This is a genomic window from Auritidibacter sp. NML130574, from assembly GCF_003185725.2.
In the GTDB taxonomy this organism is placed as follows: Bacteria; Actinomycetota; Actinomycetes; order Actinomycetales; family Micrococcaceae; genus Auritidibacter; species Auritidibacter ignavus.
This window is the reverse complement of sequence record NZ_CP031746.1, coordinates 448,171-473,517: the sequence shown is the minus strand read 5'-3', so window position 1 is coordinate 473,517 and position 25,347 is coordinate 448,171. Positions and strand designations below refer to the sequence as shown.

The following is a 25,347-nucleotide window of genomic DNA, read 5'->3' as shown; positions in this document are numbered from 1 at the left end:
TTACTCTACTCTCTGGAAGTTCGAACAGGTCCTAGCACGCGTTCATTGTGCACCATGCCACCACCGGGGGCACCCAGCAAATCCCGAGAATCGAGGGAGGATTCCCGGTTGTCCCCCAGGAGAAAGACTCTGTCTTCGGGTACCGTGACGTCAAACGCTGTGCTTGAGGCAGGCCGGTCAGGCTCAGCAAGATAGTGCTCTTCGTGGAGCTCTTGGCCGTTGATTTCGATGCGACCGTTCGCGGTGCAGCAGGTGACCCGGTCTCCGCTGATGCCAATCACTCTTTTGACCACGTTGTCACGACTCGGGGCGATGCCGATCCATGCTCCCACGCTTTCGAGCACGTCCTGGAACGGTTGTTCCGGTTGATAGGGGGTAAATGAGCCTTGAGCATCGATGACCACCACATCTCCGCGCTCTACCGGATGGTGCTCGTAGTAGTCCGGGTCGATCCAAATACGCTCTCCGACTTGCAGTCCGGGTTCCATGGACTCAGAAGGAATCACGTACGAGTCGCTAAACCACCAGCGCAAGGTGAACACGATCGCCAGCACCACCACCAGCACGAAAATCAGCCCCCACATCAGGGCTTTGGCTCCCCCCGACACAGCAACGGACCGCGAGCCATCACGAGGGCTCACGGTCCGTTGCTGGTTCTGCTGTGTCACCGTCAGGACAAGCTACTGATCAGCGCTGACTAGGAGTCAACGCGCTTCTCGGGAATACGAGCAGCCTTACCGTGACGATCGCGCATGTAGTACAGCTTGGCACGACGCACGTCACCGCGCTTCTTGACCTCGATCTTGTCGATCACGGGAGAGTGCAACGGGAACTTGCGTTCAATACCGACGCCGAAGGACGTCTTGCGCACGGTGAAGGTTTCGCGCAGGCCCGAGCCCTGACGGCCCAGAACGTAGCCTTCGAAAACCTGAACACGCTGGGTCTTACCCTCGATAATGTTCACGTGAACAGCGACGGTGTCGCCGGCCTGGAAATCAGGAATGTCGTTGCGCTTCGACTTTGCATCGAGCTGATCTAAGATGTTCATGGATCTCTCCTGGTGGGACGCCGCAGGTCACCCACGTCATACAGCAAGCTCTTGACGTCTTGCGATGGAAATTTCGAGACACCCTTGTTGAGGGTTGTCCCGGTGCACACAGGCGGTACGCTATCCCCCGCGGCAGACAGCGGACCCAGCGGGCACGAGTATCTATTATGCCAGATCCTTGCGGATTTTCCATAAATCAGGTCTGCGACTCTTGGTTCGTTCCTCAGCTTGTGCTAAACGCCACGCGTCGACTTTGCCGTGATCTCCGGAAAGAAGTACCTCGGGGACCTCTCGTCCCCGCCACGTGGCGGGTTTGGTGTAGACAGGATATTCCAAGAGCCCATCTGAATGGGATTCTTCCACCAACGACGCAGGGTTTCCTACCACTCCAGGAATCAATCGCCCGATAGCTTCGATCATGGCCAAGGTCGCGACTTCTCCCCCATTGAGCACATAGTCGCCCAAGGACACAAGGTGCACTTCGAAGAGTTCTTCAGCCCACTCAAACACTCGTTCATCGATGCCCTCATAGCGTCCGCAGGCAAAAACCAGATGTTCGCAGTCCGCTAGGGTCGCGGCGGTGGGTTGAGCGAAAACCTCCCCGGACGGAGTCGGGATCACTAAATGCGGTGTGCCATAGCCCAGGTGTTTGCCGTGGGATGCCACTTCTTCCAGAGCACGTGCCCACGGCTCCGGTTTCATGACCATTCCAGCCCCACCACCGTAGGGTGTATCGTCCACGGTGCGATGCCGGTCGGTGGTCTGGTCCCTGAGATCATGGACATGAATCTCCAGCAGGCCCTTGTGGCGGGCTTTACCGATCAGCGAGACGTCCAGGACCTCGAAAAACTCGGGAAAGATGCTAATAATGTCGATGCGCATCGGGGTTAGTCCTGTCCCAGTTCCAATAAGCCAGCAGGCGGGGTGAGGATCACCAGTTGTTGGTCCACGTCGATCTCCGGAACGATTTCGACCACGAAGGGTACGAGGTTTGTCGTGCCGTTGGTGCGTGTGACTTCGAGCAAGTCCTGGGCCTCCCCAGGGATCAGGTCCGAGATGGTACCGATCGTCTCACCCTCAACAGAGTCGAGTTTGACCGTAAAGTCCGCTAAGTCTTCGGCGTACCACGCATCATCATCGTCTTCCAGGTCTTCCGGTTCAGCATAGAGCTGGCAATTACGGTACTGTTCGGCCTGGTTCCGGTCGCTGATCTCTTCGAAGGACAGGAGCAAAATATGCTTATTCCAGCGGGCGTTGTTGACCGTCAGGCTACCAGCTAATGGCGAGTCTTTTTTTCCATGATCCACGGTGAGCACCGCGCCGGGAACAAAACGAGTTTCTGGGGTGTCTGTGAAGATCTGAACGGTGACGTCGCCTTTAATGCCGTGGGGTTTGCCGATCCGGGCCACTCTCACGAGCCCGTCTAGCTTTTCCTGGGCCATGCCGATTCTTGCTCCTTAGTACCTGCTGGTGCTGGGTGGTTGTCATGTTAAAACACCGAGGGTTCCTAGAACAATGTGATCGGTGTTCTAGGAACCCTCGAGGTCATCTCTGCTTTTAGTGACGACGGTCCGTGTCAACCACGTCTACTCGCACCGAGTATCCGGCCAGCCCGTCAACGACAGCGCGCAGGGCATTGGCGGTCCGACCTTTTCGGCCTATAACACGGCCGAGATCGTCGGGATTTACTCGCACTTCGAGAAGCTCGCCACGGCGGTTTTCACGGAGGTCAACCTGTACGTCCTCGGGATAATCAACGATCCCTCGGACCAGGTGTTCCAACGCTTCTTGCAACATGATTATTCAGACTTTTCTTTGCTGTCTGCGTTCTCTTCAGTCGCAGACTCATCGGTGCTCTCTTCAGCCTGGCCCTCAGCCTGGTCTTCTTCCTTGTCATCACCCTTCGGGGTAATGGCCTCAGGAATAATCACCGACCCCTTCTCCGGAGCAACAAACTCCTCTTTAGCTTCCGGCTGCTTCAAGGTGGACTCGTCGTAGGACTCGCCCTTGAACTTCTGCCAGTCGCCAGTCAGCTTCAGCAAAGCCTGGACCTGTTCGGTCGGCTGAGCGCCGACCGACAACCAGTACTGAGCACGCTCAGAGTCAATCTTGATGAAAGAAGGGTTCTGCGTCGGGTGGTAGAGACCGATCTCTTCGATGGCACGACCATCACGCTTGGTGCGGGAATCCATCACCACAACACGGTAGTGCGGCGAACGAATTTTACCCAGACGCTTCAGACGAATTTTTACAGCCACTGTTGTGGTTACTCCTCTTTCTCACATTGAGTGCACGTCAACGTTTTCACTGGGGATCAAAGTTGAAACGTAGCGTGCGAACGGAAACGCAGAGGAAAGGATAGAGGGTCGTTTCCTCCGCGAATCAGTACCGAACCATTATGCCAGACAACGCACTCTTATTTCCACTCGACGCCCCGTGGTGGATAACCCCTATTTCAGGAACTTCTCGAAGCCTTTCGGCAAGTTGAGCTGACTGGGATCCATTCCCTGAGAGTTTTGAGCACCACCAAAAGAGCTGCCTTTCAAGGGATTTGGCTTGGGACGGTTAGCGGCTTTCTGCGCTTGCTCCCGCGCTGCAGCCTCCGCTTTAGCGGGGTTGCCGTAGCGCTGTTTCTTGGCGTTCTTTTTGCCACCTTTACCTTTTTTCTTGCCCCCGTGGCCACCCGCTGGCATACCGGGAATATTGGGCATGCCAGGAATACTCGGCATGCCTCCACCCGAGGCCATCTTCTTCATGACTTTCTGAAGCTGGCCAAACTGTTCGACCAAAGTATTGACGTCAGAGACTTTAACCCCAGAACCTTTTGCGATGCGAGCGCGTCGCGATCCGTTCAGGATCTTCGGCGCGTTCCGTTCATGCGGGGTCATCGACCGAATAATAGCTTCAATACGGTTAATGTGGGAATCGTCGAATTGGTCAAGTTGTTGGCGCATACTCTGGGCGCCGGGCATCCGCATCAACAGCTTCTTCATTGACCCCATGTTCTTGAGTTGCTGCATCTGCGACAAGAAGTCGTCAAAGGTGAAGTCCTCTTGCCCGGCGAACTTCTTCGCCATCTTTTCGGCTTCGGCCTTGTCCCAGTTACGTTCGGCCTGCTCGATCAGGCTCATCACGTCACCCATGTCGAGGATACGTGATGCCATGCGATCGGGGTGGAAGACTTCAAAGTCTTTGATGCTCTCCCCGGTGGAGGCGAACATAATGGGTTTGCCCGTGATGTGTTTGACCGACAGGGCGGCGCCACCGCGAGCGTCCCCGTCCATCTTCGACAGGACGACACCGGTAAAACCGACACCTTCGTTAAACGCCTGAGCGGTGGCCACCGCGTCCTGACCGATCATCGCGTCGAGGACGAACAGCACTTCCTGCGGGTTAGTCGCAGCTCGGATATCAGAGGCCTGCTGCATGAGCTCTTGGTCGACACCGAGGCGACCAGCGGTATCGATAATCACCACGTCGTGTTGCCGTTTCTTCGCTTCATTAACCCCGTCCAGGGCAACTTGGACCGGGTCACCAGTGGGATCTTCGAACTCCGAGGAGACGCCTGGGTGGGGAGCAAAAACAGGAACTCCGGCCCGTTCACCGTTGATCTCCAACTGACGAACAGCGTTCGGACGTTGCAAGTCAGCTGCGATCAACATCGGGGTATGCCCGTCTTCTTTAAGATGACGGGACAGCTTGCCGGCAAGGGTTGTTTTACCCGCGCCTTGCAGACCCACCAACATGATCACCGTCGGCGGGGTTTTCGCGAACTGGATACGACGGGTCTCGCCTCCAAGGATCTCTTCCAGTTCAGCGTTGACGATTTTGACAACCTGCTGGCCTGGGTTGAGCGCCTGGGAGACTTCTTCACCCAAAGCACGTTCCTTCACGCGCTTGATGAACTCACGCACCGCGGGAACAGCAACGTCAGCATCGAGCAATGCACGGCGAATTTCCCGAGCAGTTGCATCAATATCCGCCTCGGTCAGGCGACCTTTACCCTTCAGATTCTTGAAGGTCGACGTCAGACGGTCTGTCAGAGATGTGAACACTGGAAAGAAACTTCCTTCGGAAACGGTTATTAGCTCCTACCCAGGGTAGCAAGACTTACGTCGGTCTTCAGAAATAGTCAAGTCTGCCTGAGGAATACCAGCGTGACCCCTCAGTCAGAGAGAAACTCACATCACTGTAAACCGTAGCTCCAGTAGCCTTGATGCCGAGTAGGGGTTAGGGCTTGGGAGGTTTATCGCTCAGCACCCGGGAAGGAACCCAACCAGTACCCACCTTGGCAACCACGCGGGTCCACGAACCCTTCGAACCCAACACTCGAACGCGCTCACCAGCCGGAACCGTCCCAATCCGACGCGTCTTCGACGACGTACCAGCACGCATCGGACCAGACGAGGTCACATACTGATATGTCTTCACAGAGGATTCAAATTTGGAAACTTTGGAAGACGCATTGGACCGGATGCTGGGCAGTAGCGCATTCAGGCGGGCCCCGGGGCATGCAGTAGCGTTGGTATGGCGGTGGCCAAGAATGACGGGCGACGAAACGTGAGTACCGCTCTTATAACGCGCGGTCGAGCCCGGAGAAGCGCGCGAGACAAGTGTTGTTTTCCCTTGCGGGTTGAGATCGTACTGGTGCGCCTTCCACGCCAGAACCCGTGTCAGCGAGTTCACCATAGCTGTCGGCGGAGTAGCTGCCTCGAAGTTCCCGATGGCACTGACACCAATAGTGTCTGTGTTGAATCCTCCGGCCTGTGCTCCTATCGGCAAAGAATCCATCGACCCCTTGCGGCCTTCGTAGATCGTTCCATACCGATCGACGAGGAAGTGATATCCGACATCTCCCCAGTCCAGCGTCCGGGCATGGTAGCTATAGATACCGCGAACTTGCGCATAAGCTTGTGACCGCGAGTAGTTGTTGGTCCCCGCTGTGTGGTGGACGTACATCGCTTTGAGCGTGCTGGATTGCTTGCTGGGAGACGCCCAGGATTCGTTGGCACCCCACTGTGACCTTCGGACGATCGTTGGTCGACCTACGCTAGGGTTCTTCTTGCTGGTGGAAACATGGCTGGCGGTGTTGGCAACCACAGCTCCATCATTATCCGAAACACCGGGGTCGATCAGTGTAACCTCCAGGCCCGAAGGAACCTCCCCTGATTCGGTGTTGACGCGAACCTGCACGGCGTCTGCTTCCGTGGTCGCAAGTGGCTCTGTACCGATAACATCGCCCTCGGCCATTTCGTCATCAATGATCTCCAGTGATTCCCACTGAGACCAACGATCTTGCTCGCGAACGCGGATCGAAACATTAGTGACGATTTCAGAAGTGGATCGATGCCAGGTCACACCGGCAATCACGAAATCAATGGATTCCAGAGGAACAGTCAGCGCAGACAGCTCGCCTTCGTCGCTCTCCCCATCCAGAGCAGACTCGCTCAGATGGTCTTCTTCACGATCAGTCGCCGGTTCCGACCCTTCCGCTGCATCGGTAACCGTTTGCCTGGTTTCTTGGTCTGCTACAGTCTCATCGTCCTCAACAGCGTTCTCGCTCGGGTCAGCATCGACCGGTTCGGGATCCGCCAGTTCAGACTCGGTGGATTCCGAGTCGGTGGGTGCAGACTCACTCAGGGCAGACTCAGTTGGATCCTCCGAAACCTCGTTCGTCGCCGGGCTATCCCCCTCTTCATGGGCTTCTGCGTTCAGGGGCTCGGGCGAGGTCTCGGCTTCGATCTCTTCGCCCTCGGGAAGGGCTTCCCGAGAGACACCATCGATAGAAAATACCTGGATATCTTCACTGTGCACCTCCGCCTCAGGAAAGTCAGCCTCTGCAGGTCCTTCGGCGGTTTCGGCAGGCTCGTCGACTGTAGCATTTTGGCTGTGAACCGCAACAGAAACGGTGTCGGCTACTGCTGGACTGACGGTGGAGACACCGAGAGCAAGAAGAACGAATGAAACGGTGAGCTTTTTTCGCAAAGTGAAGCCAGGCATAAGGGGCCTATCCAAGGGGTGTGAGAGAAATGTGAAGACAGTGAGACAGAAGTGTCTAATTAGACAACCATCATGCTACCACAGGGAGACAATCTCAAAGCCGATCGCCTTGCATTAAGAGCGATGCGACCCCCAGACAGCTGAAGCCCTCCACCGAGACAGAAGCGAGCCGGTTCACCAATCGCTCCTGGCCGGGAAGAGGACTTCAATCGTTGCCATGTCACTGAATCAACTCACAGGACTGGGGCACGTCGATAAGACGCCACCTGTCCGGATGGTCTGAGTCAGTGCCACGGAGGTTACTCTGCTATCAGCGCGTCAACGAAACCGTGCGTGTCGAACGGGGCCAAGTCGTCGGCACCCTCGCCCAGGCCAATCAGCTTGACAGGAACACCCAGCTGACGCTGGATTGCGACCACGATGCCTCCCTTAGCAGATCCGTCGAGCTTGGTCAGCACAATACCTGTAACGTTGACGGCTTCGGTAAAGACCTTTGCCTGGGTCAGGCCATTCTGTCCCGTTGTGGCATCGATAACAAGCAGGACCTCGCGGACCGGCGCTTGTTTCTCAGAAACACGCTTAATCTTGCCGAGCTCGTCCATGAGGTTACCCTTGTTCTGCAGACGTCCGGCGGTATCGACGATCACGGTATCGACTTCAGATTCGATGCCCTTCTGCACGGCGTCGAAAGCGACTGAGGCTGGGTCGGTTCCTTCTGCCTCGGAACGTACCGTCTCAACCCCAACGCGGGACCCCCACGTCGCCAGCTGTTCGGCGGCAGCTGCACGGAATGTATCAGCTGCACCAAAGAGCACCGAATGATCTTCAGCCACGAGAACGCGACCAATTTTACCGACAGTGGTGGTCTTGCCCACTCCGTTGACGCCCACCACCATCACAACGGAGGGAAGGCCTTCTTGACGCGATACGGCCAGACGACGATCCATCGTCGGGTCTACCAAGTTAATGAGTTCTTCGCGGAGCATCTCACGGACTTGCTCGGTGTCTTTCGTGCCCTCAACGGTGACTCGTTCACGGAGCTTATCGACAAGTTCCAGTGCGGGACCGGAACCAAGGTCTGCGGTCAACAGAGTCTCTTCGATTTCATCCCAGACATCGTCATCAATGTCGTCCTGGGACAAGAGGGCGAGCAACCCTTTGGAAAAGATGTTGTTGGATTTCACGAGACGCGCACGCAGGCGCCCCAAACGGGTCTTGGCTGCTTCTGGTTTCTCCAGCTCGGGAGCAATCGGCTCCTCGATGACAGTCTCAAGCTCGTCGACTTCGGTCTCAGCCTGAGCTTCCTCCGATGGAGGCAGAACCGGTGTCTCATCTGGGACGGCAGTTTCTGCAACATCCTCCGGAGATGGAGCAACTTCCTCCGGAGTTGCGGTGGTTGTGTACACCACCTTCGTTTCATCAGGTCGATCCGAGACAAACGTCGACACCAGACCGACTAAGACGGGCAGAACAACGGCGCTGATAATAAGGATTTCCACCTCTTCAGTCTTTCATATTCTCCGGGTTCTTGCCGAGCCAGTTTCAGCCCGTTGCTAAGAGCACACTGAGGACAACCGAATCAATCCGGGCTTCGTGATTAAATCGAATATATGCCCCAAGATCGCGATGTCCCGAAAATTCCAGCAGAGCTAAAAGTCCTCATTACAGCGACCTTCCTCATCGCGATCGGGTTCGGTATCGTTGCCCCGATTCTTCCTTTGTATGCAGAGTCGTTTGGTGTCGGGGCATTTGCGGTCTCAGCTGTGGTGTCCTCATTCGGTTTAGCTCGCTTACTCTTCGCCCCCGTCTCCGGCCGAGTCACCAGTAAGTTTGGTGAACCCTATGTCTACACCACCGGCGTCACCATTGTGGCGCTGTCGATGTTTTTGGTGGCCCTTGCTCAGACCTACCCACAACTTCTCATCTTCCGTGGTTTGGGAGGCATTGGCTCCACCCTCTTTACCGTTTCCGCGATGTCGTATCTGGCCCGTAAGTCTCCCCCAACAATCCGCGGGCGGATCTCTGGCGCATATGCCTCTGCTTTCTTGCTAGGCAATATTTTTGGTCCCATCGTCGGCGGTGCTCTTGCAGGGTTGGGGCCTCGTGCTCCTTTTATCATTTATGGTTGTTCCCTTGTGGTCGCCGCGTCGGTCGTCTTCTTCACCCTCACCGGCGTCGGTCGTAGCAAAACGCACCGACCGGCACCAGATGACCGACCGGCGATGAAGCTCAGGCAGGCACTGAGCAATAGTTCTTATCGGGCAACGCTGACATCATTTTTTGCCAATGGCTGGGCTGCGTTCGGGGTGCGAAACTCCGTGACTCCCCTCTTTGCCGCCTCGGCCTTCGCGGGAATGACCTTCTTCCTCGACGGTCCGCAAACCGCGGCGGTCGGGTTGTCCTTATTTGCCGTGGGCAACGTAATTGCTGTGACCTTCTCGTCGAGGCTCTCCGACCGGATTGGGCGTAAGCCCCTGATCGTCTCCGGATTATTCATCGCTGGCGTGACAACTGGCGTGCTCGGCGTGTTCGTTAACCCTTGGTTATTCTTAGCCCTCAATACCATCGCCGGTGCCGGAACGGGTTTGCTCAACGCCCCACAACAAGCTGCGATTATTGACATCGTGGGTCAAGACAAGAAGGCAGGAACTGTGATGGCGACGGCCCAAATGGCATCCGATGTCGGCGGCATTGCCGGACCGTTATTGGTCGGGCTCATTGTCGACGTCGCTGGCTACGCCTGGGGCTTTGGCCTCACCGGGGTTATCTTGGTCACCGCCGCACTGGTCTGGACGTTTTCGCCCGAGACAAACGTCCCTATCACTCCGGGAGGCCCCCGGACCGGGTCCTTACCGAAGATTGATCCGACTCAGTCAGAGGCTAAGACTATGTTTCGTCATGACTCAGACGCTGGCTGATGACCTGGGATACCCCATCTCCACGCATTGACACACCGTAGAGAGCATCGGCGATGTTCATCGTGCGCTGTTGGTGGGTGATAATAATCAGCTGCGAGTCCCGTTGGAGTTCTTTGAAGATCGTCAGCAACCGGGAAAGATTAGCGTCATCCAGCGCAGCTTCTACCTCATCCATCACATAAAAGGGTGAAGGCCGGGCTTTAAAGATCGACACCAGTAGCGCAACGGCGGCTAGCGACCGCTCGCCTCCAGAGAGTAACGATAGCCTCGTGACTTTTTTACCGGCCGGACGGGCATGGACTTCAATGCCCGTTTCCAACATGTTCTCCGGATCGGTCAGGACGAGCGCTCCTTCACCTCCGGGAAAAAGCGTGGAGAAAACATGCTCAAACTGAGCGGAGGTATCCTCGAAGGCTTCTCGAAAGACCCTGAGCACCGTCGCATCGACATCCTCAATAATCTGCAACAGGTCCCTGCGAGAATTCTCTAGGTCCTCCAACTGTTCACTGAGGTATTGGTGTCGTTCCTGCACCGCCGAGTACTCTTCCAAAGCCAGCGGATTGACTTTGCCGAGCGCGCGCAATTCACGCTCGGCCTTCTTCAAGCGTTTCTCCTGTTCGTCTCGACGGTAAGCAGTCGACGATACAGCCTCGTCCTGATCTTGCTGGCCCTCGTTAAATTCGGGGATTGGTTGGTCGGTCCCAAAATTCGCGACCAGATAGTCGTGGGTGTACCCCAAAGTGTCCAGACTTTTTTGTTTGAGTTGCTCGAGCTTAATTTCTTGCTCCTGGCGGGCAAGCTGACGAGCGTGGGTACGTTCTTTGAGTTTCTCTAGATCAGATTGAGCCTGCTGGCGTCGGTGAACCAGAGCTTCCCGACGTTGCTGAGTTTTTTCACGAGTGGCCGCGAACTCTTGCTCATCAACCTCAGCACGACGAACCGAACTACCGATCTTTTCCAGAACTGTATTTACGGCCACGTGGACCTGTTCGAGGTGAGAGACTCGGTGTCGTTGCTGGTGTAGCGCGCGGGAATACTCTTGTTCTGCCAGGTGAGCAGCAGATAGCCTCCGCCGGGCTTGTTCCACGCGTTGTTGTGCCTGTTGTTCAGTCGACTCCTGAGTTCGCAACGCCAGCCGCGCATCCGTTTCAGCCCGTCGAGCTTCGACGGCGCGAGCCTCTGCACGCTCGGCTTCTTGTTCGCTCGGCGAATCTTCCGAGGTGTGCTGTTGCGACGCTACCCGCTCGGCAGCCACGGCTGTATCGTAAGCCTCCTGGTATCCTGTCACACGGTTCTGAGCCGCCTGAAGGTGATCGGCAAGCTCCTCCAATTGTTGCTCTGAACGCTCGCTATTCTGCAGGGTTTGGGCCAAGCTATTCTTCGTCGCTGCCTGTCGCTCCAGGTAGGTCGTCTCTCGCCGTCGAGCTTCATCTACCCTCTCGCGGATCTCGTCATGAGTTTGCTGCGAGGTGCGTACTTCCTGTCTCATACCCTCAATGTGTTGCTGTTGAGTCGAGATCTCCGTGTCAAGCCGATCTCGGGTCTTTTCGGCATCATCAAGCGACCCGCGAGCTTCGACATGGCTACTCCCGCCGGCTCCGTGAACCTGGACCCACAGATGCGTCATGAGGTGTCCATTCCGGGTAGCGATCACCACATGGGCATTATCGAGGTCGGTCTCCTCGAAGCGTTGTATAGCGCGTTCGGCTTCCTCGAGGTCTTCGCACAGCACGACGTGTCCGAACAGCTCTTGCAATGTCGCGGTCACGGCAGAATTCGCGTCTGGCTCACGCGCGAAGACGTGGTCTACCGCAGTAACAAGCCCATCAGGGAGTTGTTGCCGCTTCACGTAACTCTCCCCTTCAGAGGTGGGAGTGTAAATCCGCGTGGTCTCAACCTCGCCGTGTTGCAATAAGTCCACAGCAGCCTTGGCGGTTTGCGAGTCATCCGCCCAAAGCTGTTCAACCGCCACCGGTAGCACGGCCGCAACGGCGCGTTCCCACCCAGCTGAGACCACAAATTGAGAACTCAATTCTTCGACAGCCAGATCCATTAAAGACGCCCGAGCCGAGCCCTTGTGTGGTTCCAACGAATCCTTGAGGACCTCGATCCGTGCCTGGATAGCGCTATATTCACGATTCTGCGCGGCCAAGTGTGCCATCAGGTCATCCAGTTGGCCACGCTTCTGGGACAGTTTCCGGTCCGCCTCGTCAAGCTGGCCTTCGATCTGTGCACGTTGCCGTGCTGCCTCATCGGCCTGCGTTTGGTATGCGGAAAGTGAGTTTTGTAGCTCACGAAGACTGTCTTGACGGTACTCTGATTCTTCAGTCACGTGCCTGCGCTGGGCTTTCACTGCTTCCAGTTCAGCGATGGCCGAGGCGAGCTTTGCTTCTGCTGTGGCAATGGCGCGGTGACGTTGGGCCTCTTCTTGCAGTGAGTCCGTATATGCTTGCGAAGCGATTCTTGCTGCACGCTCGGCATCGTCCTTTTCCTGGATGGCCCGCGCCAGGGCCTTATCGGTTTCTGCTCTGGTATCGCAGATTTGCCGATATTCTTCGGCGGCTTGATCAAGCTGGGCTTGCGCTTGCTCGGCGGTGATGGTCGTGGTTTTCGTGATCGGTGCCGACGCGGTCCGCAGCCGTTCGTCGGTCACCGACAGCAACGACCGATACCGTTCCTGCAAACCACTGAGCCCGTACCGGTGTTCACGAGCGACGGTGGCCGCCTGCGTAATGTCGTCGAGTTCTTGGTCCAGCGCGTCCATTTGTTCAGAGACCTGAGTGATGTTCTGGCGAGCCGCGACGAGCTCTTCGTCGTTGCCCCGATCTTGTTCCACCAGATCTGCCACCACCCGCAGTTGCTGCTCCACGTCGTCGGCCAGCAGTCTGGCACGGGCATCTCGGACATCGTATTGGATGCGCTGGGCTTTGCGTGCCGTGTCGGCTTGACGCGAGAGTGGTCCTAGCTGGCGACGGACTTCTTCAGTGAGGTCTCTGACTCGGTCCAGGTTCCCACGCATCGCATCGAGTTTGCGAACCGACCGTTCTTTCCGGCGACGATGCTTCAGAATTCCGGCGGCTTCTTCAATGAACCCCCGTCGCTCCTCCGGTGTGGCATGGAAAATGCGGTCGAGTTGCCCCTGACCGACGATGACATGCATTTCTCGACCGAGCCCCGAGTCACTGAGAAGCTCCTGGATATCGAGCAGTCGGGCCGGTGACCCATTGATTTGGTACTCGGATCCGCCGGCTCGAAACAGGGTGCGGGAAATGGCCACTTCGGAGTATTCAATCGGGAGGGCACCATCAGAATTATCGATGGTCAGGGTCACCTGTGCCCGCCCCAAAGCCTGGCGACCTGAGGTGCCTGCGAAGATGACGTCCTCCATCTTGCCACCGCGCAGGTTCTTCACACCCTGCTCGCCCATCACCCAGGCCAGTGCATCGACAACATTTGATTTCCCCGACCCATTGGGGCCGACGACGGCGGTGATCCCAGGTTCAAATTCGAAAGTAGTTTTGGAAGCGAAGGACTTAAACCCTCGAACCTCGAGCTTTTTCAGATACATTTACACGTCACACCGGACGGCAAATAAGCCCTTATTCACCGAGTCCGTCGTCAAATTGTGGTAAACGAGAGCCCACGCCGAGTAGCTCTGCAATCGCCGAGACAGAACGCGGTGCGGCCCGGCCGTCACCATAGGGGTTTACCGCATTGGCCATCTTGGCGTATGCCTCGTCATTTGTGAGCAACTCGGAGACTTCCTCGACAACGCGCTCTTCGGCGGTACCAATCAGTCGGACGGTTCCGGCGGTCACCGCTTCGGGACGCTCGGTGTTCTCGCGCATCACGAGCACCGGTTTGCCCAGACCTGGTGCTTCTTCCTGAACGCCACCGGAGTCGGTGAGGACGACGGTGCTGAGGTTCATCAAGTGGGTAAATTCCCCGTATGCCAACGGCTCGGTGACGATGACATTTTCTTTGCCTTCCAGGAACGGCAGAATTGCCTCACGCACTACAGGGTTCTTATGGGCTGGCAAAACAATGGTCGCGTCCGGGTGTGAGTCCGACAGTCGTGCCAATGCTCGGCCGACACCGCGCATCGCATCACCCTGGTTCTCACGGCGGTGAGTCGTGACGAGGACGACCTTTCGTCCCTGGTCTACCTGCTCGATCAGTTCTTGCAAAGCAGGTTCACTGAACGGAACACGCTGGTCCACCACTTCAAGCAGGGCATCGATGACCGTGTTACCGGTGACGTAGATATCGTGCGCGTTGACGGCCTCACGGAGGAGGTTATCGCGACTGACCGAGGTCGGTGCTAAGTGAAGAGAAGAAATCTGGGAGGTAATCTTCCGGTTCGCTTCTTCCGGGAACGGGGAAAAGATATTGAAGCTACGGAGCCCGGCTTCGGCATGAACCACTGGCACACCACGGTTGAAGGCGGCAATGGCGCCAGCTGTGGAAGTCGACGTGTCACCTTGGACCACCACGGCATCGGGTTTCTCTTCATCCATGATCGCGTCGAGACCATTGATGGTTTTCGCCATCACCATGTTCAGGGTCTGGCGGGGCTGGATGATATTGAGGTCGTGGTCGGGAGTGATTCCGAAAAGCTCATTCACCTGGTCCAACATTTCCCGGTGTTGTCCAGTGACGGTCACCACACACTCGAATTGATCCGACTCCTGAAGAGCTTTCACAATCGGGGCCATCTTAATCGCTTCGGGGCGGGTGCCGTAGACCGGCATGATTTTCATTATGTCTCTACTCCTACATCACTACGACACAACGACCTCACGCGGCAGTGAGCCGGTGATTTCATTTTAGTATGCCGAGACAACCCTACACAGCTACCACCCTAATCAGCACATTTTCGTTGGGAGGGCCGAGATAAACATATGACCTTTCTCGATATCCTTTCCTTAGTACCCGCATGACTGCACTGTGATCACTGTGATCGCCGACATTCCCCGGGCTAGATACTGATCGCGCTGGTGCTCGGTACCTTTATCACGTTTTGCGGGCTGTCCTTTCTTCTGATGAACGTGAGAACTGTATATCTCCCCGATTCCTCAACGCCAGTAAAAGCGTACCGAGGAGTGTCTTGGTACCAAACTTCGGAGATTTCTGTCCCATCGCGATACAGGTAGAAAGCCCATTCATACTCACTCGGTTCGACACTGGCGAAATCGTTAGCCACAAGTATTCGCCCATGGATACGTTGCACGGTTGTCACTGAACTAGTGGGATCAGGATAAGACAGTGCGGCCGATGATTCACGCAGATCTGTAATCAGCCGAACCTTGGTTCGTGGAGCGGTTTCGTCCGCAGAAAGTCCTGGAACCGATAGGGTCTTCAGTGAGGCGATCTCGGGTGGGGGTGGCGTCACGACATCCAAGGCCGAGGCGACTTTTCCGAGAATGGTTGATCTGTTCAGTATACCCTGCTCCATCGTCCTTAATACTGCTTCATGTTGTTGTTGCAGAGGCTCTTGAAACTGCTCTGGAGCGTGTCCAACGATCGTCGCGAACCCTTCACGGATGAAGAGATCTCCAGCTCGCTGAGCGTTGAATGTGAAGCGCTGCGCGTCTGCCTCATCGCGTCGAATCTGTACGGTTTTGCCACTATCCGCTACATCATACGATTCGCGCCATGAGTCGTCGTCCGGCACCTTTTTCAGCTCTGCAGTGGTGAGACGGCTTGTCCACTGATCACTGTCGAAAGGGTACTTCAGCAACTGGGGCGCCGAAGCCTGGAATATGTCTTTGACCAGCTTGCCTTGGGTTCTTTCGTGGAATTCAGCGAGTCGCGACGCTTGCAAAAAGTAAGGATTAGCCAGTGGAAACAAGGGGACTTCGCGCTTGTCTAAAGCCTGTCGCGTGATACCGAAATGGTACCTATTCCTAGTCCGAAAGTAGTATCCGTCGAGGCGTTGGAACAGGTCGGATCCCCTAGAGCGTTTAAAGGTTCTTTCGAAATGCTCAGCAACTAATGGTTTGAAGTGCTTATTCGCAAGCCGGGGGTAGCTGTGCGCTTGGAGAAAAAAGTTGAAGACCCGCGGGTCCGACATCGATACGCCCTTTCCAAGTTCCCGGAAAACACGGTTAGCCAGACCTTCAGCAGACCCCGGGACGCGAAGTAGCTCTCCTCCACCTCCGCGGATCGTCATCTGGGGAATGGCGTATTCTCCTGAAAAATCGGACAGAAACATCTCGTAGTTGCGATTCGAATCGCGTATTTGATGGGTGAAGACACGCTCACTGAACAATAAGGATAAACCGCACTGTTCAGTAGGGCCCCACCACTCCATGCCGTGATCAGCGCGAATCGCATTGGCGAGCTGAATATCTCGCCCGTAAACCTTACGTTTCTTACCCTCATATCTTCGTGGGTCAAACGTCAAGACCTTGAAGTCTTGATGAGCACCAGTCAGTGTCAGGAGCGCTAGAGCGAGCCGGGAGTCAACGCCTCCGGAAAGGGTGATAACTTTCCGAGCGGACAACGAATTCACTGCAGTCGTCAAGGACTCTCTGGCTAGCTCTATGCCTAACGACACGGCGTCGGTGTAGTCATTGATTGTCTCAGAGCCCCCCAGTGTAACCCGCGGACGGATGGTCGCTTGGCGACCGGTAATCTCGAGGACGCAATCTGGCTCGAGAATATGTATTTGTTCTGCCATGGTCGTCGAGTCACTCATCCCCTCGGCAGTCCGGCCACGACTAGTTAGAGCGGCAACGTATGTACTGAGATTCAGATGAACCGAAACACCGGACTCTCGAAGAGCAACCGCAACGGCGATAAAGCTATCCGACAAGACCACCCCACGCCTAGGGATAATTGCATAAAAGACTGGTCCAAATCCGAAGCGATCGGCAAAAACAAGGTGTTTCACTCCTGACAACAGGTGTCGAGAACTAGCTATGGCTAGCCATTCCCCAGGAGCATCACGCAAGTCGGCAATCGTGAGATTCTCGGGGTGAGCGAACCCAAATTCTCCCCGGCAAAGCTGTTTGCCTGTCAAAGCAAGTCCACCGAACTCCGCAACCTTCGTATTTGGCTTCCACTTACCCGGGACCGCACTTTCTTCGATGGTCCGAGCTCGGGTATCAATCAGCACAGCGCGAACGACGGATGAGGACTGAGAATTCATGGTTGCCTTCTGAACGACAGCTCGGGGGTATATCGACTGGGCACAACCATCTGTGGCCGTAGCTTCACTCAATGGCTGGTTTGACCCGGCATCCCTACAAAACTATCAGCTTCGGCGAATACCTCAGCTTATCTGCACGGGTGATCCTCGTTCTGCCATTTACCTCCCAGTTCGGACGACCCTCCTAGCATCTGGCAAGATCGTTTCGCCGTGGCGATACAATGTAGTCTCAATGTGAAGGTGCAGATTCCCTGCAACGGCACAAAGAAGACCTCTTGATGCCGTTGTATGTGGAGGAGCAGGAAAGGCTGTAGCGAGAAGTATGGCGTCTACCAACGACAAGGAAGCGGGTCATCCACAAACCGCTGAGTTCGTTTCGGCCGTAAAAGATTCGTATCCAGGTGTAGACAAGCTCACTCCCATCGGAGGGCGTCCTGGAATCGGAAAGTATATTCGTCAGCTATGGCAACGGCGTCACTTCATTTGGCGTCAGTCGCGAGGCCGCGTTGTTACGGGCAACGACGACGCCAAGCTGGGGCCACTTTGGTTGGTTCTTCGCCCAACTCTCGACGCAGCTTTCTACTGGATTATCTTCGGGCTGTTGTTGCAATTCGATCGGGGCATGGACAACTTTGTGGCCTTTGTCATTATTGGTGTCTTCATGTTCCAGATGACCAGTAGTGCCTTGGGAACCGGTAGCAAGGTGATCGCGTCGTCTCGCTCACTGATACGGGCTTTCAAGTTCCCGCGGATGGCGCTGCCTTTAGGAGAGGCTCTCTACGATTTGTTGCAAAGAGGCCCGGCCTTTTTGATGATGTTCTTGATCATCATGGCTATCCCTCCCCACGAACTTCCAGAGTGGAGTTGGCTCCTCTTCCCCATCATTCTGCTCATTCACGTCGTCCTAAATTTTGGCATCACGCTACTTGTTGCTCGGCTGGCGGTCGTTTTCCCTGACCTGAGTAAGGTGATTCCTTTTCTAACTCGCCTGCTCATGTACGGCTCTGGAGTGATCTTTCCGATCACCCGGTTTACGACTAGATATCCAACGTTGGAAGCCATAATCGAGCTGAATCCGATCTACACCGTCTTACTGATGTACCGCGAAATACTCATTGATGGCACGGTGCCAGCAGTCGAGCATTGGTTGGTTCTCTGCGGTTGGGCCGTTGTGTTGTTTGTCGCTGGGTTTCTAGTGTTTTGGCAAGGAGAGGAATCTTATGGTCGCGAACGAAACGTCTAAGCCTAAGAACTCTCCCACCCCGGAACCGGACGAGAGCGAGGACACCATTTCACCAACCACGACAGAGCTCGGAGAGCTCACGATGCTCGCCACAGACATTGAGCTCACTTACCGCGTGCGGATTTTAGATGAAGGCAAAGAGCGCGGATTAATTCAGTCACGCGGCAAGAAGACATCGTTTCAGGCGCTGAAAGGGATCTCGCTGGCAGCGCGCGAAGGTGAATTCATTGGGCTCGTAGGGCGAAACGGGTCGGGTAAAAGTACCTTGCTCAGGGTTCTCGCCGGTGTCGAGACTCCGAACTCAGGCCAGGTCGTGGCACGCTCCACACCGCAGCTACTGGGTGTTGGCGCCGCACTCTTGCCGAACCTCACCGGTATCGACAATATTCGTATCGGACTATTGGCCATGGGACTCACACCGGCACAGGTCGAAGAGAAAGTGCCCGAGGTTGTCGAACTGGCAGACATTGGTGACTTCGTACGGATGCCGATGCGTACCTACTCGTCCGGTATGGGAGCTCGGCTCCGTTTCTCGATCTCTGTGTCGGCAGACCCGGATATCTTGATGATCGATGAGGCCCTTTCCACCGGTGACGATGCCTTCCGACAACGCTCGAATCAGGCCATGAAGGACTTGATCGCCCGCTCCGGTACGGGATTCCTCGTTAACCACTCGCCCTCTGCAATTCGTGAAATGTGTACTCGAGTCATCTGGCTCGATAAGGGTGCAGTTGTCGAAGATGGCGAACCTGACGAGGTGATGAAGCACTACAGCTATTTCATGAATGCGTTGCGGCGCCACGGCGAAAATGTCGCCCAGGGTGTGAAGGAAAAGCACATGCAGACATTCCAGGATCGGATTGACGACATTGTGGAAGACGGCCAGCCATCATAACGAGGCCATACCTCATGGCGTCCTGTCATCTTTAGCCTAAACGCACTTCTGCCCCTCCCAACGATGTACTGGGAGGGGCAGAGATATGCGGGACCTTACGGGTTTTAGCTCTCAATCAACCGCAAGATTTTTCCTGAGATGACTCCTGGACGGAAATGCTTATGCATATAGTCACGAACTGCATATGACTCGTCGAGCAGAGCCTGGGGATCTGCGGCCAGCGACCGAATTCGCTGGACAGCGCTGTCGATATCGTCAACAAGCCACCGTGTTCCATATACTTGCTCTGCTCCAGCCCAAGGTAGGATCACCGGAACACAGCCCGCAGCCCCTCCTTCAGCAACCACCTGATGAGTTCCTTCATGATCACTCGTCGACAGAATGAAACCGGGGACGGTGGTATACCATTCTGCAAGGTCAGGACTGTGGCCATCAAATACTACAGCGTCTTTTAACACCGGTGAGGATTCGATCCGCTCATAAACCCTCTGGAAGTACTCCTGTTCTGCGGGTCTATCCTGCAACCAGGGATACTCCGTATATTCTTTCCCTTTGACGATCAGCTTATACTCTTGGTCCTTAGATGCGAGTTGCTCGATGATGTCCAAAGCTCGATCGAACCGTTTGGACTGCGGAACAGACCCGACAAAGCCGATATTCTTCGGGTTAATCTCGCTTCTATAGGTGAGAAATCGGCCCATATCGAACGTATTGCCGATGACGAAGCTCTTAGACGTCGGAATACCATAGCGAACCTGCGCCCTGCGCATCCCTACCGGCGAGACGAAAATAAACGCATCAACATTTTTGAGGATTGCTTGGTCTAGAAACTTCGTTCTCAGTTCCTGGGCATGCACCCTCGTGATGAGTTTTTGTCCCGGAAGCTTATTCTGGCTGTACCACACCAGATTGCCCAGCGACCACTCACAAAAGATCACGTCAGCGCCATCGAGAAGACGTCGACTTTGTTGTTCATCATGGATGCTATGGCCACCCCATCGGTCAATTCGGACACGGTGGCCCGCCTTTTGGATACCATTCATGATCTCGATAAAGAACTTAAAATCGTGTCCAGCGATAAGGACGGTTTGCGAGCTCTCATCAGGACCAGCGAGGGAAACGTTCCTAGCAGAACTAGTAGTAACTGCTGTTTTCGTTGAGTCTACTTGCTCTTTTTTGTCTCTGACAATCTGCCATGCGAAAACGTCCTCGTCGTCGAGAGTAGGAGTTTCACCCTCTAAAATTTGCGCGTAAGTGTCGCGTTCGAAGAGAACAAGCCTACTGTTGATGGCTGCCGAACACGTGGCAACGGGGACAAATAGGTTTCCCGGCGACCAAGACACAGCCTGCTTTCCGACGGCCTTCCAATCGCCGAAGGTTAGGCCGTTGAGAAGGTCTTCCACATCGTTTCGGCTCAAGGTCCCGATGGAATTGGCCGCCTTAACGACATGTCGAATGTCGTACTCGCGCAATGCGTCCATCTTCGACTGTGCCGTGGGCGCTACAACGACTTGGCCAGCGACTTCTTGACCGTCGAATTCTTCGTCAAGCAAATACATGTCAGGACGTACTGACTGCTTCTCGAACTCGGGGATATCACTCGCCGAGCACTCCACGGCAAAGGGATGCAGCTTGGGAGCTCTTACGAGGAACCCAGCGACGCGCATCATGTACACCAAACGATGGGCGCACGTGTGGGCCTCGTAAACATGTCGCAAGGCCTTCCACAAATCCTTGTGCCGGGCTTCCTCGGACGATTTCCAGCGTTTCAAGACACTATTGGCTTCGTCGGGATTTTCAACGGTGGGGACTGTACCCGCGAAAGTTTCATCGACACCACGACCAGGCGAGCTAAGAACGCTTGACCCGGATGCAGTAATCTCCACAACTCGGCGCGAAAACATCGAGGGAGAATCCACAACAGAGTTCCCGTTGAGATGGATCGGGTGTGCTTTATAGGCCTGGCACATCTCGGGGTAGCTCAAACTCTGTCGAGCGTAGCGACGGAAGCGATCTGGAAGCCGATAGGGCGAATTCGGGTCGTTATGCACCCGCTCATAGATAGCCAGCCCGTACGGAGCTGATTCGTAGAAGAGAAAGTCAAGGCCCTGCTTTCGTGTGGCATATTTGTCGCCATAATACGTGCCACCGTAGGCAATGGTGTCTTCGCGTTCACGAGTGCTCGGCAACGGATTGTGCAGTATTGGTTGAGCTGCGAAAGGCGCCGACGCGACGGCCGAAATGCGGTTATCTGGTTCAGCGTTATAGTCGACAATCGTGCGCGCATCAGTAGTAAACACGTAGTCACACCGAGCAGCCGTACGCTTAAAGCGGTTGTAATGAACTGGATCTTCCTTATTCCAGAACATCACGGGAATGCCGTGTTCTTGGGCATGATCAATCAGGTTAGCAATTGGCGCGTGACTCGTGTCGTCGTAATATCCGATGATGCCTTCCCACGCTTTGTCGTTACCCTGCCAGGCAGACTCAATGAAGACAGCATCAATGTCGTTGTGAGCGAACTGTTCCCGCCAGTCATCGGGCGTGACCCGAATCGCTGTCAGCTCGGGTAGGAACGTCTCGGAGGTAAACGTATCACCAATGAAGGCAACGGTGTAGGAATCCAACGGCCGTTCAGAAGAGCTCTTCGCTAGTTGCGATTGACTTCTCAAAAGCTCTTGGAGCGCAGACCAGTAGATCTCACCTGTCTGCTTCCACGTGCGGTTTTCTCTTACCCAGCGACGAGCGCGTACACCGAGCTGGTCTCTAAGTTCCGGGTTTCGGATGAGCCGGTGCAACTGTTCCTTCAGTTCAGGGACACTATCCTTCGCGAAGCTCAAAGCCCGTGATTTATCTTCGTCTGTACCGTAGAAAGCTCTGTGTGGCGAGACATCAGACAACACCACCGAACGCCCCACGGCCATAGCTTCCAAAGGCTTGAGCGGAGAAACAAGCTCAGTGACTGGCAACGATTTCCGGGCTAGCGGGAAAATGTCGATGCTCGACAGATAAGTCGGCATGTTGGCATTCGGTATGCCCTCGAGGTACCTGGTGCGAGGTTCTAAACCAGCCTCGGATACACGTTTCTTGAGTTCGGGCAGATAAGATCCACCACCAATGACCAAGAAGTTGAATTCATCTCCCTCTTCTTGAATAGCGGAGAGTGCGTCAACCACCAGATCAAGCCCTTCGTACTCGGTGACGCTACCGGCGAAGCCAACAACAGGCAGTTCAGGCTGGGAGAATCCGAGCTTCTTGAGCAGTTGGAGATCTTTACCTTGAGGAAAGAACTTATCGATATCCACCGAGTTTGCAGCAACGGAAATGTTGTCCCCGTTGACTCCACGTTCGACAAGATCGTCTTTCATTTCTTCTGTGATGACCACGACGTGGTCAGCCTCGCTGGCAACTTGAAACTCAAGCCGGCGGTCAAGTGCGTACTTTTCAGATCCGGCCCACGCTGGGTTCTTAGACGCCGCTGTGACTTCCCAGAAGCCTCTCATTTCGTAGACAAAGGGCACCCCGAGTCGGCGTGCAGCCATCAGGGCCGGAAGCGCAGTGAGGTAATTTGACGCTGACACAATCACCTCAGGCTTGTCGATCATGGCCTCGCGTACGTAAGCGTCTGCGCTGACTTGCAAGAAAACGCCAATGTCGCCTTCCCAGCTTTTGAGTCCGGGGTTGTGAACATAATGGACACCATTGATCTGTTGCTGATAGCGACGCTTTTCTTGAGGAACTTTAAAGCCTGTCGACGGGCGCCTATCCCACGGTTTACCAGGCAGTGGGGCGACAATGACGTCAGCGCCTTGCAACTGGAGCCCCTGTGCAATCCCCTGGGTTCTGGTCGTGTAGCCATTGCTATTGGACACGGGCGAAATGCCAACCGCATAGAGAATCCGATTCTGAACCGGCAAATAATTGCACGTATAGTGCTTCTGAGGTAGCTCGACAGGCTTGTCAAGTAACTTATGCAAGGACCGAACACGCTGAACAAATTTTTTCTCTCCATCGCCCAGCACGGCGCTTTCTGGAACACTGTCGAGGATACTGTTCGCTTCAGAGATGTTCCCTTGGACGTTCAAGACCTTATTTGCATAGGGCAATGCGTTCTTCACCGTAGGCTTTTTCTGAAACCGGTCTCTCAGGCTTTCCAGGGATTCTTTCGAGGAGAGATTGCTGGCTGCTGTCGGCAATACCCTTCCTCGGACATCACCTGCGCGCCGAACAGAGTTTCTCGTCAAGCGCACGACCTTTGCATTAAGGCGCCGGAGGAACATAACCATCACGAATGCCAAGAGCGCCAATAGCCAGAATAGAGCAACAACCAAGATTGCCAGGTCTATAAAAAATGCCAAGACAGTTGCAGCAACCGCCACCAAACCAAAGAAACCAACAACAAGCTGTTGCTTACGACTAAACCGTCTGAACAAACCAAGCATAATAACTTTTCAGCTCTCCACAATTATTTAGTACAGGTATATATCAGTCGTTACTTCGCGAGTCGCTGCGGAAAATTCCACTTGAAGGACGTCCGCTGGTTTATGAACACCATTCTTGGGAAAATACCAGCCCTGAATATCAGGGGTCTCTTCGCCTCGGCGTTGAACAATTTTGAGATCGCCTTCCGAACGTAATCTCAGGTGCCCAAGATTTTCGTTCGACGCGTTCTGGATGACCACGGTATCGCCCGATGGCCTGGCTCTGACATCGGGTCCGAAATGCCATAGCAACGTGTACTGATGGAGATCAGCAGACTCAATCGTATCGATAATCCGTACGTGGCGTTTGGCATCATTCGGCTGATCGTCTTGTGGTTGAACGGTCACTCTGCGACTATGCTTGACGCCCTCGTAGCGGTGGTTGAAGCCTTTGACGTCGAACATCCCCTGTTGCTCGACTTGCTGTAGCCCTACCTTGTCCATTTTTGTGGGGTCGATACGAGGTAGTCCTTCGCCATCCACGACAAGCGTATTGTGAGCGAAACTAGAGAAAGCATAAATAGTATACGGATCAGACATCTCGTACCCATTAGGGCCTGCTTCCCTGAGAATCTCGAGCCCTTTGTAGACGAGGTATACGCTCAGCTCATCGCTGTGTTTGTGGTAGTCGGAGTTATAAGCGGCTACGAAATGCAGATACAAAGAATCAAGATCTCGCCAGTCTTCACGAAATATTGCCACACCAGCTTCATCGGCAATGAACCGGTCGAAATCGGGCGGAGTGCCAAGTGCACCTTGGGTCAACGCATACCTATATGAGTCCGAGTTATAGACCCGACCATATCCTCTACCAAGAACCGGCCCAGGCGGGGTGTCGCTGACAGGCGCAAAGGAGCCCAAGGGGCTGATGGTTGCGATTGCGTATCTTTCAGAGGCTTTGAAGACTTCTCGTAAGGATTGTTCCGTCGTCGACGCTTGCTGGCCTTGTAATTGGTTGTATTCTTTCAGATGGCGACTCACGATGACGTGGTAGTCGGGGGACTGTTCCTTATGCACTCCTTCGGCCGTGTAACTGCTCTTGAAGTAGGCAGTCAATCGCCCGAACGCTAAATCATATAAACCTTCGTTGTCGTCAATGTAGCTACTGGCGAGCATCAAGGCGAGGTCCTGGAACATCCCGTGGTTCGTTCCGGCGCTATGGAATTCGTCTTGTACCAAAAGATCAACGCCTTCGCGAATAATGTCCTTCACGAAAGTCTGATCCGAGGCGCTGAGCAAAGGACCGTAGTCGTCCAGCAGACAGCACAACGCGATAGTTCGTTGAGCAGTGGACTCATCGTGGTACGACATTGGAATCCGGGAAGGAGGTAACCCCACTACGTCACGCCAGGTATGGAGTAGCCATATTAACTTTTCCGCAATAGCATCGTCTAAATCGATATGAAACGGGCGAAGATAATAATAAAAAAGCCAACCGTGCATTTGCCGAGCCAGACTACGGGTACGTCGGTGACGCCACACCTGACCATCCTCAAGTCGCAAGGTCTGTCGTGGTTGGATAGTCATCAGGTCACGGTCAACAAAACGCGAGCGCGCGTCGCGCATGGCGAGCATGTTGCGTTTCGGAAATAAATAGTCCAGTGTCATC

17 protein-coding genes are annotated in these 25,347 nt (G+C 54.9%); 3 read left to right on the top strand and 14 right to left on the bottom strand.

Going from position 1 to position 25,347, the window contains the following annotated elements; genetic code table 11:
- Positions 1 to 5 precede the first annotated feature (5 nt).
- From lepB to ftsY, 9 genes are all read right to left on the bottom strand, one after another.
- Positions 6 to 668 (bottom strand): signal peptidase I, encoded by a 663-nt coding sequence (gene lepB, locus DCC27_RS02170; protein ID WP_117328625.1) that lies wholly within the window; start codon positions 666 to 668, stop codon positions 6 to 8.
- A 29-nt stretch (positions 669 to 697) separates the two neighbouring features.
- The gene (gene rplS, locus DCC27_RS02165; RefSeq protein WP_110099484.1) at positions 698 to 1,048 is read right to left on the bottom strand and encodes a 50S ribosomal protein L19; all 351 of its coding nucleotides are present in this window, start codon (positions 1,046 to 1,048) and stop codon (positions 698 to 700) included.
- A 165-nt stretch (positions 1,049 to 1,213) separates the two neighbouring features.
- Positions 1,214 to 1,930 carry a tRNA (guanosine(37)-N1)-methyltransferase TrmD gene (gene trmD / locus DCC27_RS02160; RefSeq protein ID WP_110100353.1) on the bottom strand — a complete coding sequence of 239 codons (717 nt, stop codon included), beginning with the start codon at positions 1,928 to 1,930 and terminating at the stop codon, positions 1,214 to 1,216.
- Between the two features lie 5 nt (positions 1,931 to 1,935).
- Positions 1,936 to 2,490 (bottom strand): ribosome maturation factor RimM, encoded by a 555-nt coding sequence (gene rimM, locus DCC27_RS02155; RefSeq protein WP_110100352.1) that lies wholly within the window; start codon positions 2,488 to 2,490, stop codon positions 1,936 to 1,938.
- Between the two features lie 115 nt (positions 2,491 to 2,605).
- Complete coding sequence (locus tag DCC27_RS02150; RefSeq protein WP_110100351.1) at positions 2,606 to 2,845, bottom strand: RNA-binding protein; 240 nt, start codon at positions 2,843 to 2,845, stop codon at positions 2,606 to 2,608.
- Positions 2,846 to 2,847: 2 nt separating this feature from the next.
- A complete protein-coding gene (gene rpsP / locus DCC27_RS02145; RefSeq protein ID WP_110100350.1) occupies positions 2,848 to 3,306 on the bottom strand; it encodes a 30S ribosomal protein S16 in 459 nt (152 codons plus the stop codon).
- A gap of 192 nt (positions 3,307 to 3,498) precedes the next feature.
- A complete protein-coding gene (gene ffh / locus DCC27_RS02140) occupies positions 3,499 to 5,103 on the bottom strand; it encodes a signal recognition particle protein (protein ID WP_110100349.1) in 1,605 nt (534 codons plus the stop codon).
- A gap of 175 nt (positions 5,104 to 5,278) precedes the next feature.
- On the bottom strand, positions 5,279 to 7,048 hold the full coding sequence (locus tag DCC27_RS02135) for an N-acetylmuramoyl-L-alanine amidase (RefSeq protein ID WP_110100348.1): 1,770 nt from the start codon (positions 7,046 to 7,048) through the stop codon (positions 5,279 to 5,281).
- A gap of 299 nt (positions 7,049 to 7,347) precedes the next feature.
- Entirely contained in the window at positions 7,348 to 8,547 is a 1,200-nt protein-coding gene (gene ftsY / locus DCC27_RS02130; protein ID WP_233487817.1) for a signal recognition particle-docking protein FtsY, read from the bottom strand.
- A 111-nt stretch (positions 8,548 to 8,658) separates the two neighbouring features.
- On the opposite strand from ftsY, the gene DCC27_RS02125 reads away from it, so the two are divergent.
- Entirely contained in the window at positions 8,659 to 9,966 is a 1,308-nt protein-coding gene (locus tag DCC27_RS02125) for an MFS transporter (RefSeq protein ID WP_110100347.1), read from the top strand.
- On the opposite strand, the gene smc is transcribed toward DCC27_RS02125, so the two are convergent.
- The 3 genes from smc to DCC27_RS02110 form a co-directional block, all read right to left on the bottom strand.
- A complete protein-coding gene (smc, locus tag DCC27_RS02120; RefSeq protein ID WP_110100346.1) occupies positions 9,935 to 13,534 on the bottom strand; it encodes a chromosome segregation protein SMC in 3,600 nt (1,199 codons plus the stop codon). The genes DCC27_RS02125 and smc overlap by 32 nt on opposite strands.
- Before the next feature lie 31 nt (positions 13,535 to 13,565).
- Positions 13,566 to 14,729 (bottom strand): non-hydrolyzing UDP-N-acetylglucosamine 2-epimerase, encoded by a 1,164-nt coding sequence (gene wecB, locus DCC27_RS02115; protein WP_110099475.1) that lies wholly within the window; start codon positions 14,727 to 14,729, stop codon positions 13,566 to 13,568.
- Between the two features lie 215 nt (positions 14,730 to 14,944).
- Complete coding sequence (locus DCC27_RS02110; protein WP_110100345.1) at positions 14,945 to 17,119, bottom strand: hypothetical protein; 2,175 nt, start codon at positions 17,117 to 17,119, stop codon at positions 14,945 to 14,947.
- A 322-nt stretch (positions 17,120 to 17,441) separates the two neighbouring features.
- Here DCC27_RS02110 and DCC27_RS02105 point away from each other — a divergent pair, with 322 nt between their 5' ends.
- Together DCC27_RS02105 and DCC27_RS02100 are read left to right on the top strand one after the other, a co-directional pair.
- Positions 17,442 to 18,362, top strand: a complete 921-nt coding sequence (locus DCC27_RS02105) for an ABC transporter permease (protein ID WP_110100344.1) — start codon at positions 17,442 to 17,444, stop codon at positions 18,360 to 18,362.
- A complete protein-coding gene (locus tag DCC27_RS02100) occupies positions 18,340 to 19,257 on the top strand; it encodes an ABC transporter ATP-binding protein (RefSeq protein ID WP_110099472.1) in 918 nt (305 codons plus the stop codon). The genes DCC27_RS02105 and DCC27_RS02100 overlap by 23 nt, the downstream gene beginning before the upstream one ends.
- A 104-nt stretch (positions 19,258 to 19,361) precedes the next feature.
- Here the strand turns inward: DCC27_RS02100 and DCC27_RS02095 are convergent, their stop codons facing one another.
- Both DCC27_RS02095 and DCC27_RS02090 read right to left on the bottom strand, forming a co-directional pair.
- Positions 19,362 to 23,699: a glycosyltransferase gene (locus DCC27_RS02095; RefSeq protein WP_110099471.1), complete on the bottom strand. Its 4,338-nt coding sequence runs from the start codon at positions 23,697 to 23,699 to the stop codon at positions 19,362 to 19,364.
- A gap of 27 nt (positions 23,700 to 23,726) precedes the next feature.
- The gene (locus DCC27_RS02090) at positions 23,727 to 25,346 is read right to left on the bottom strand and encodes a heparinase II/III-family protein (RefSeq protein WP_110110039.1); all 1,620 of its coding nucleotides are present in this window, start codon (positions 25,344 to 25,346) and stop codon (positions 23,727 to 23,729) included.
- Position 25,347: the final 1 nt, after the last annotated feature.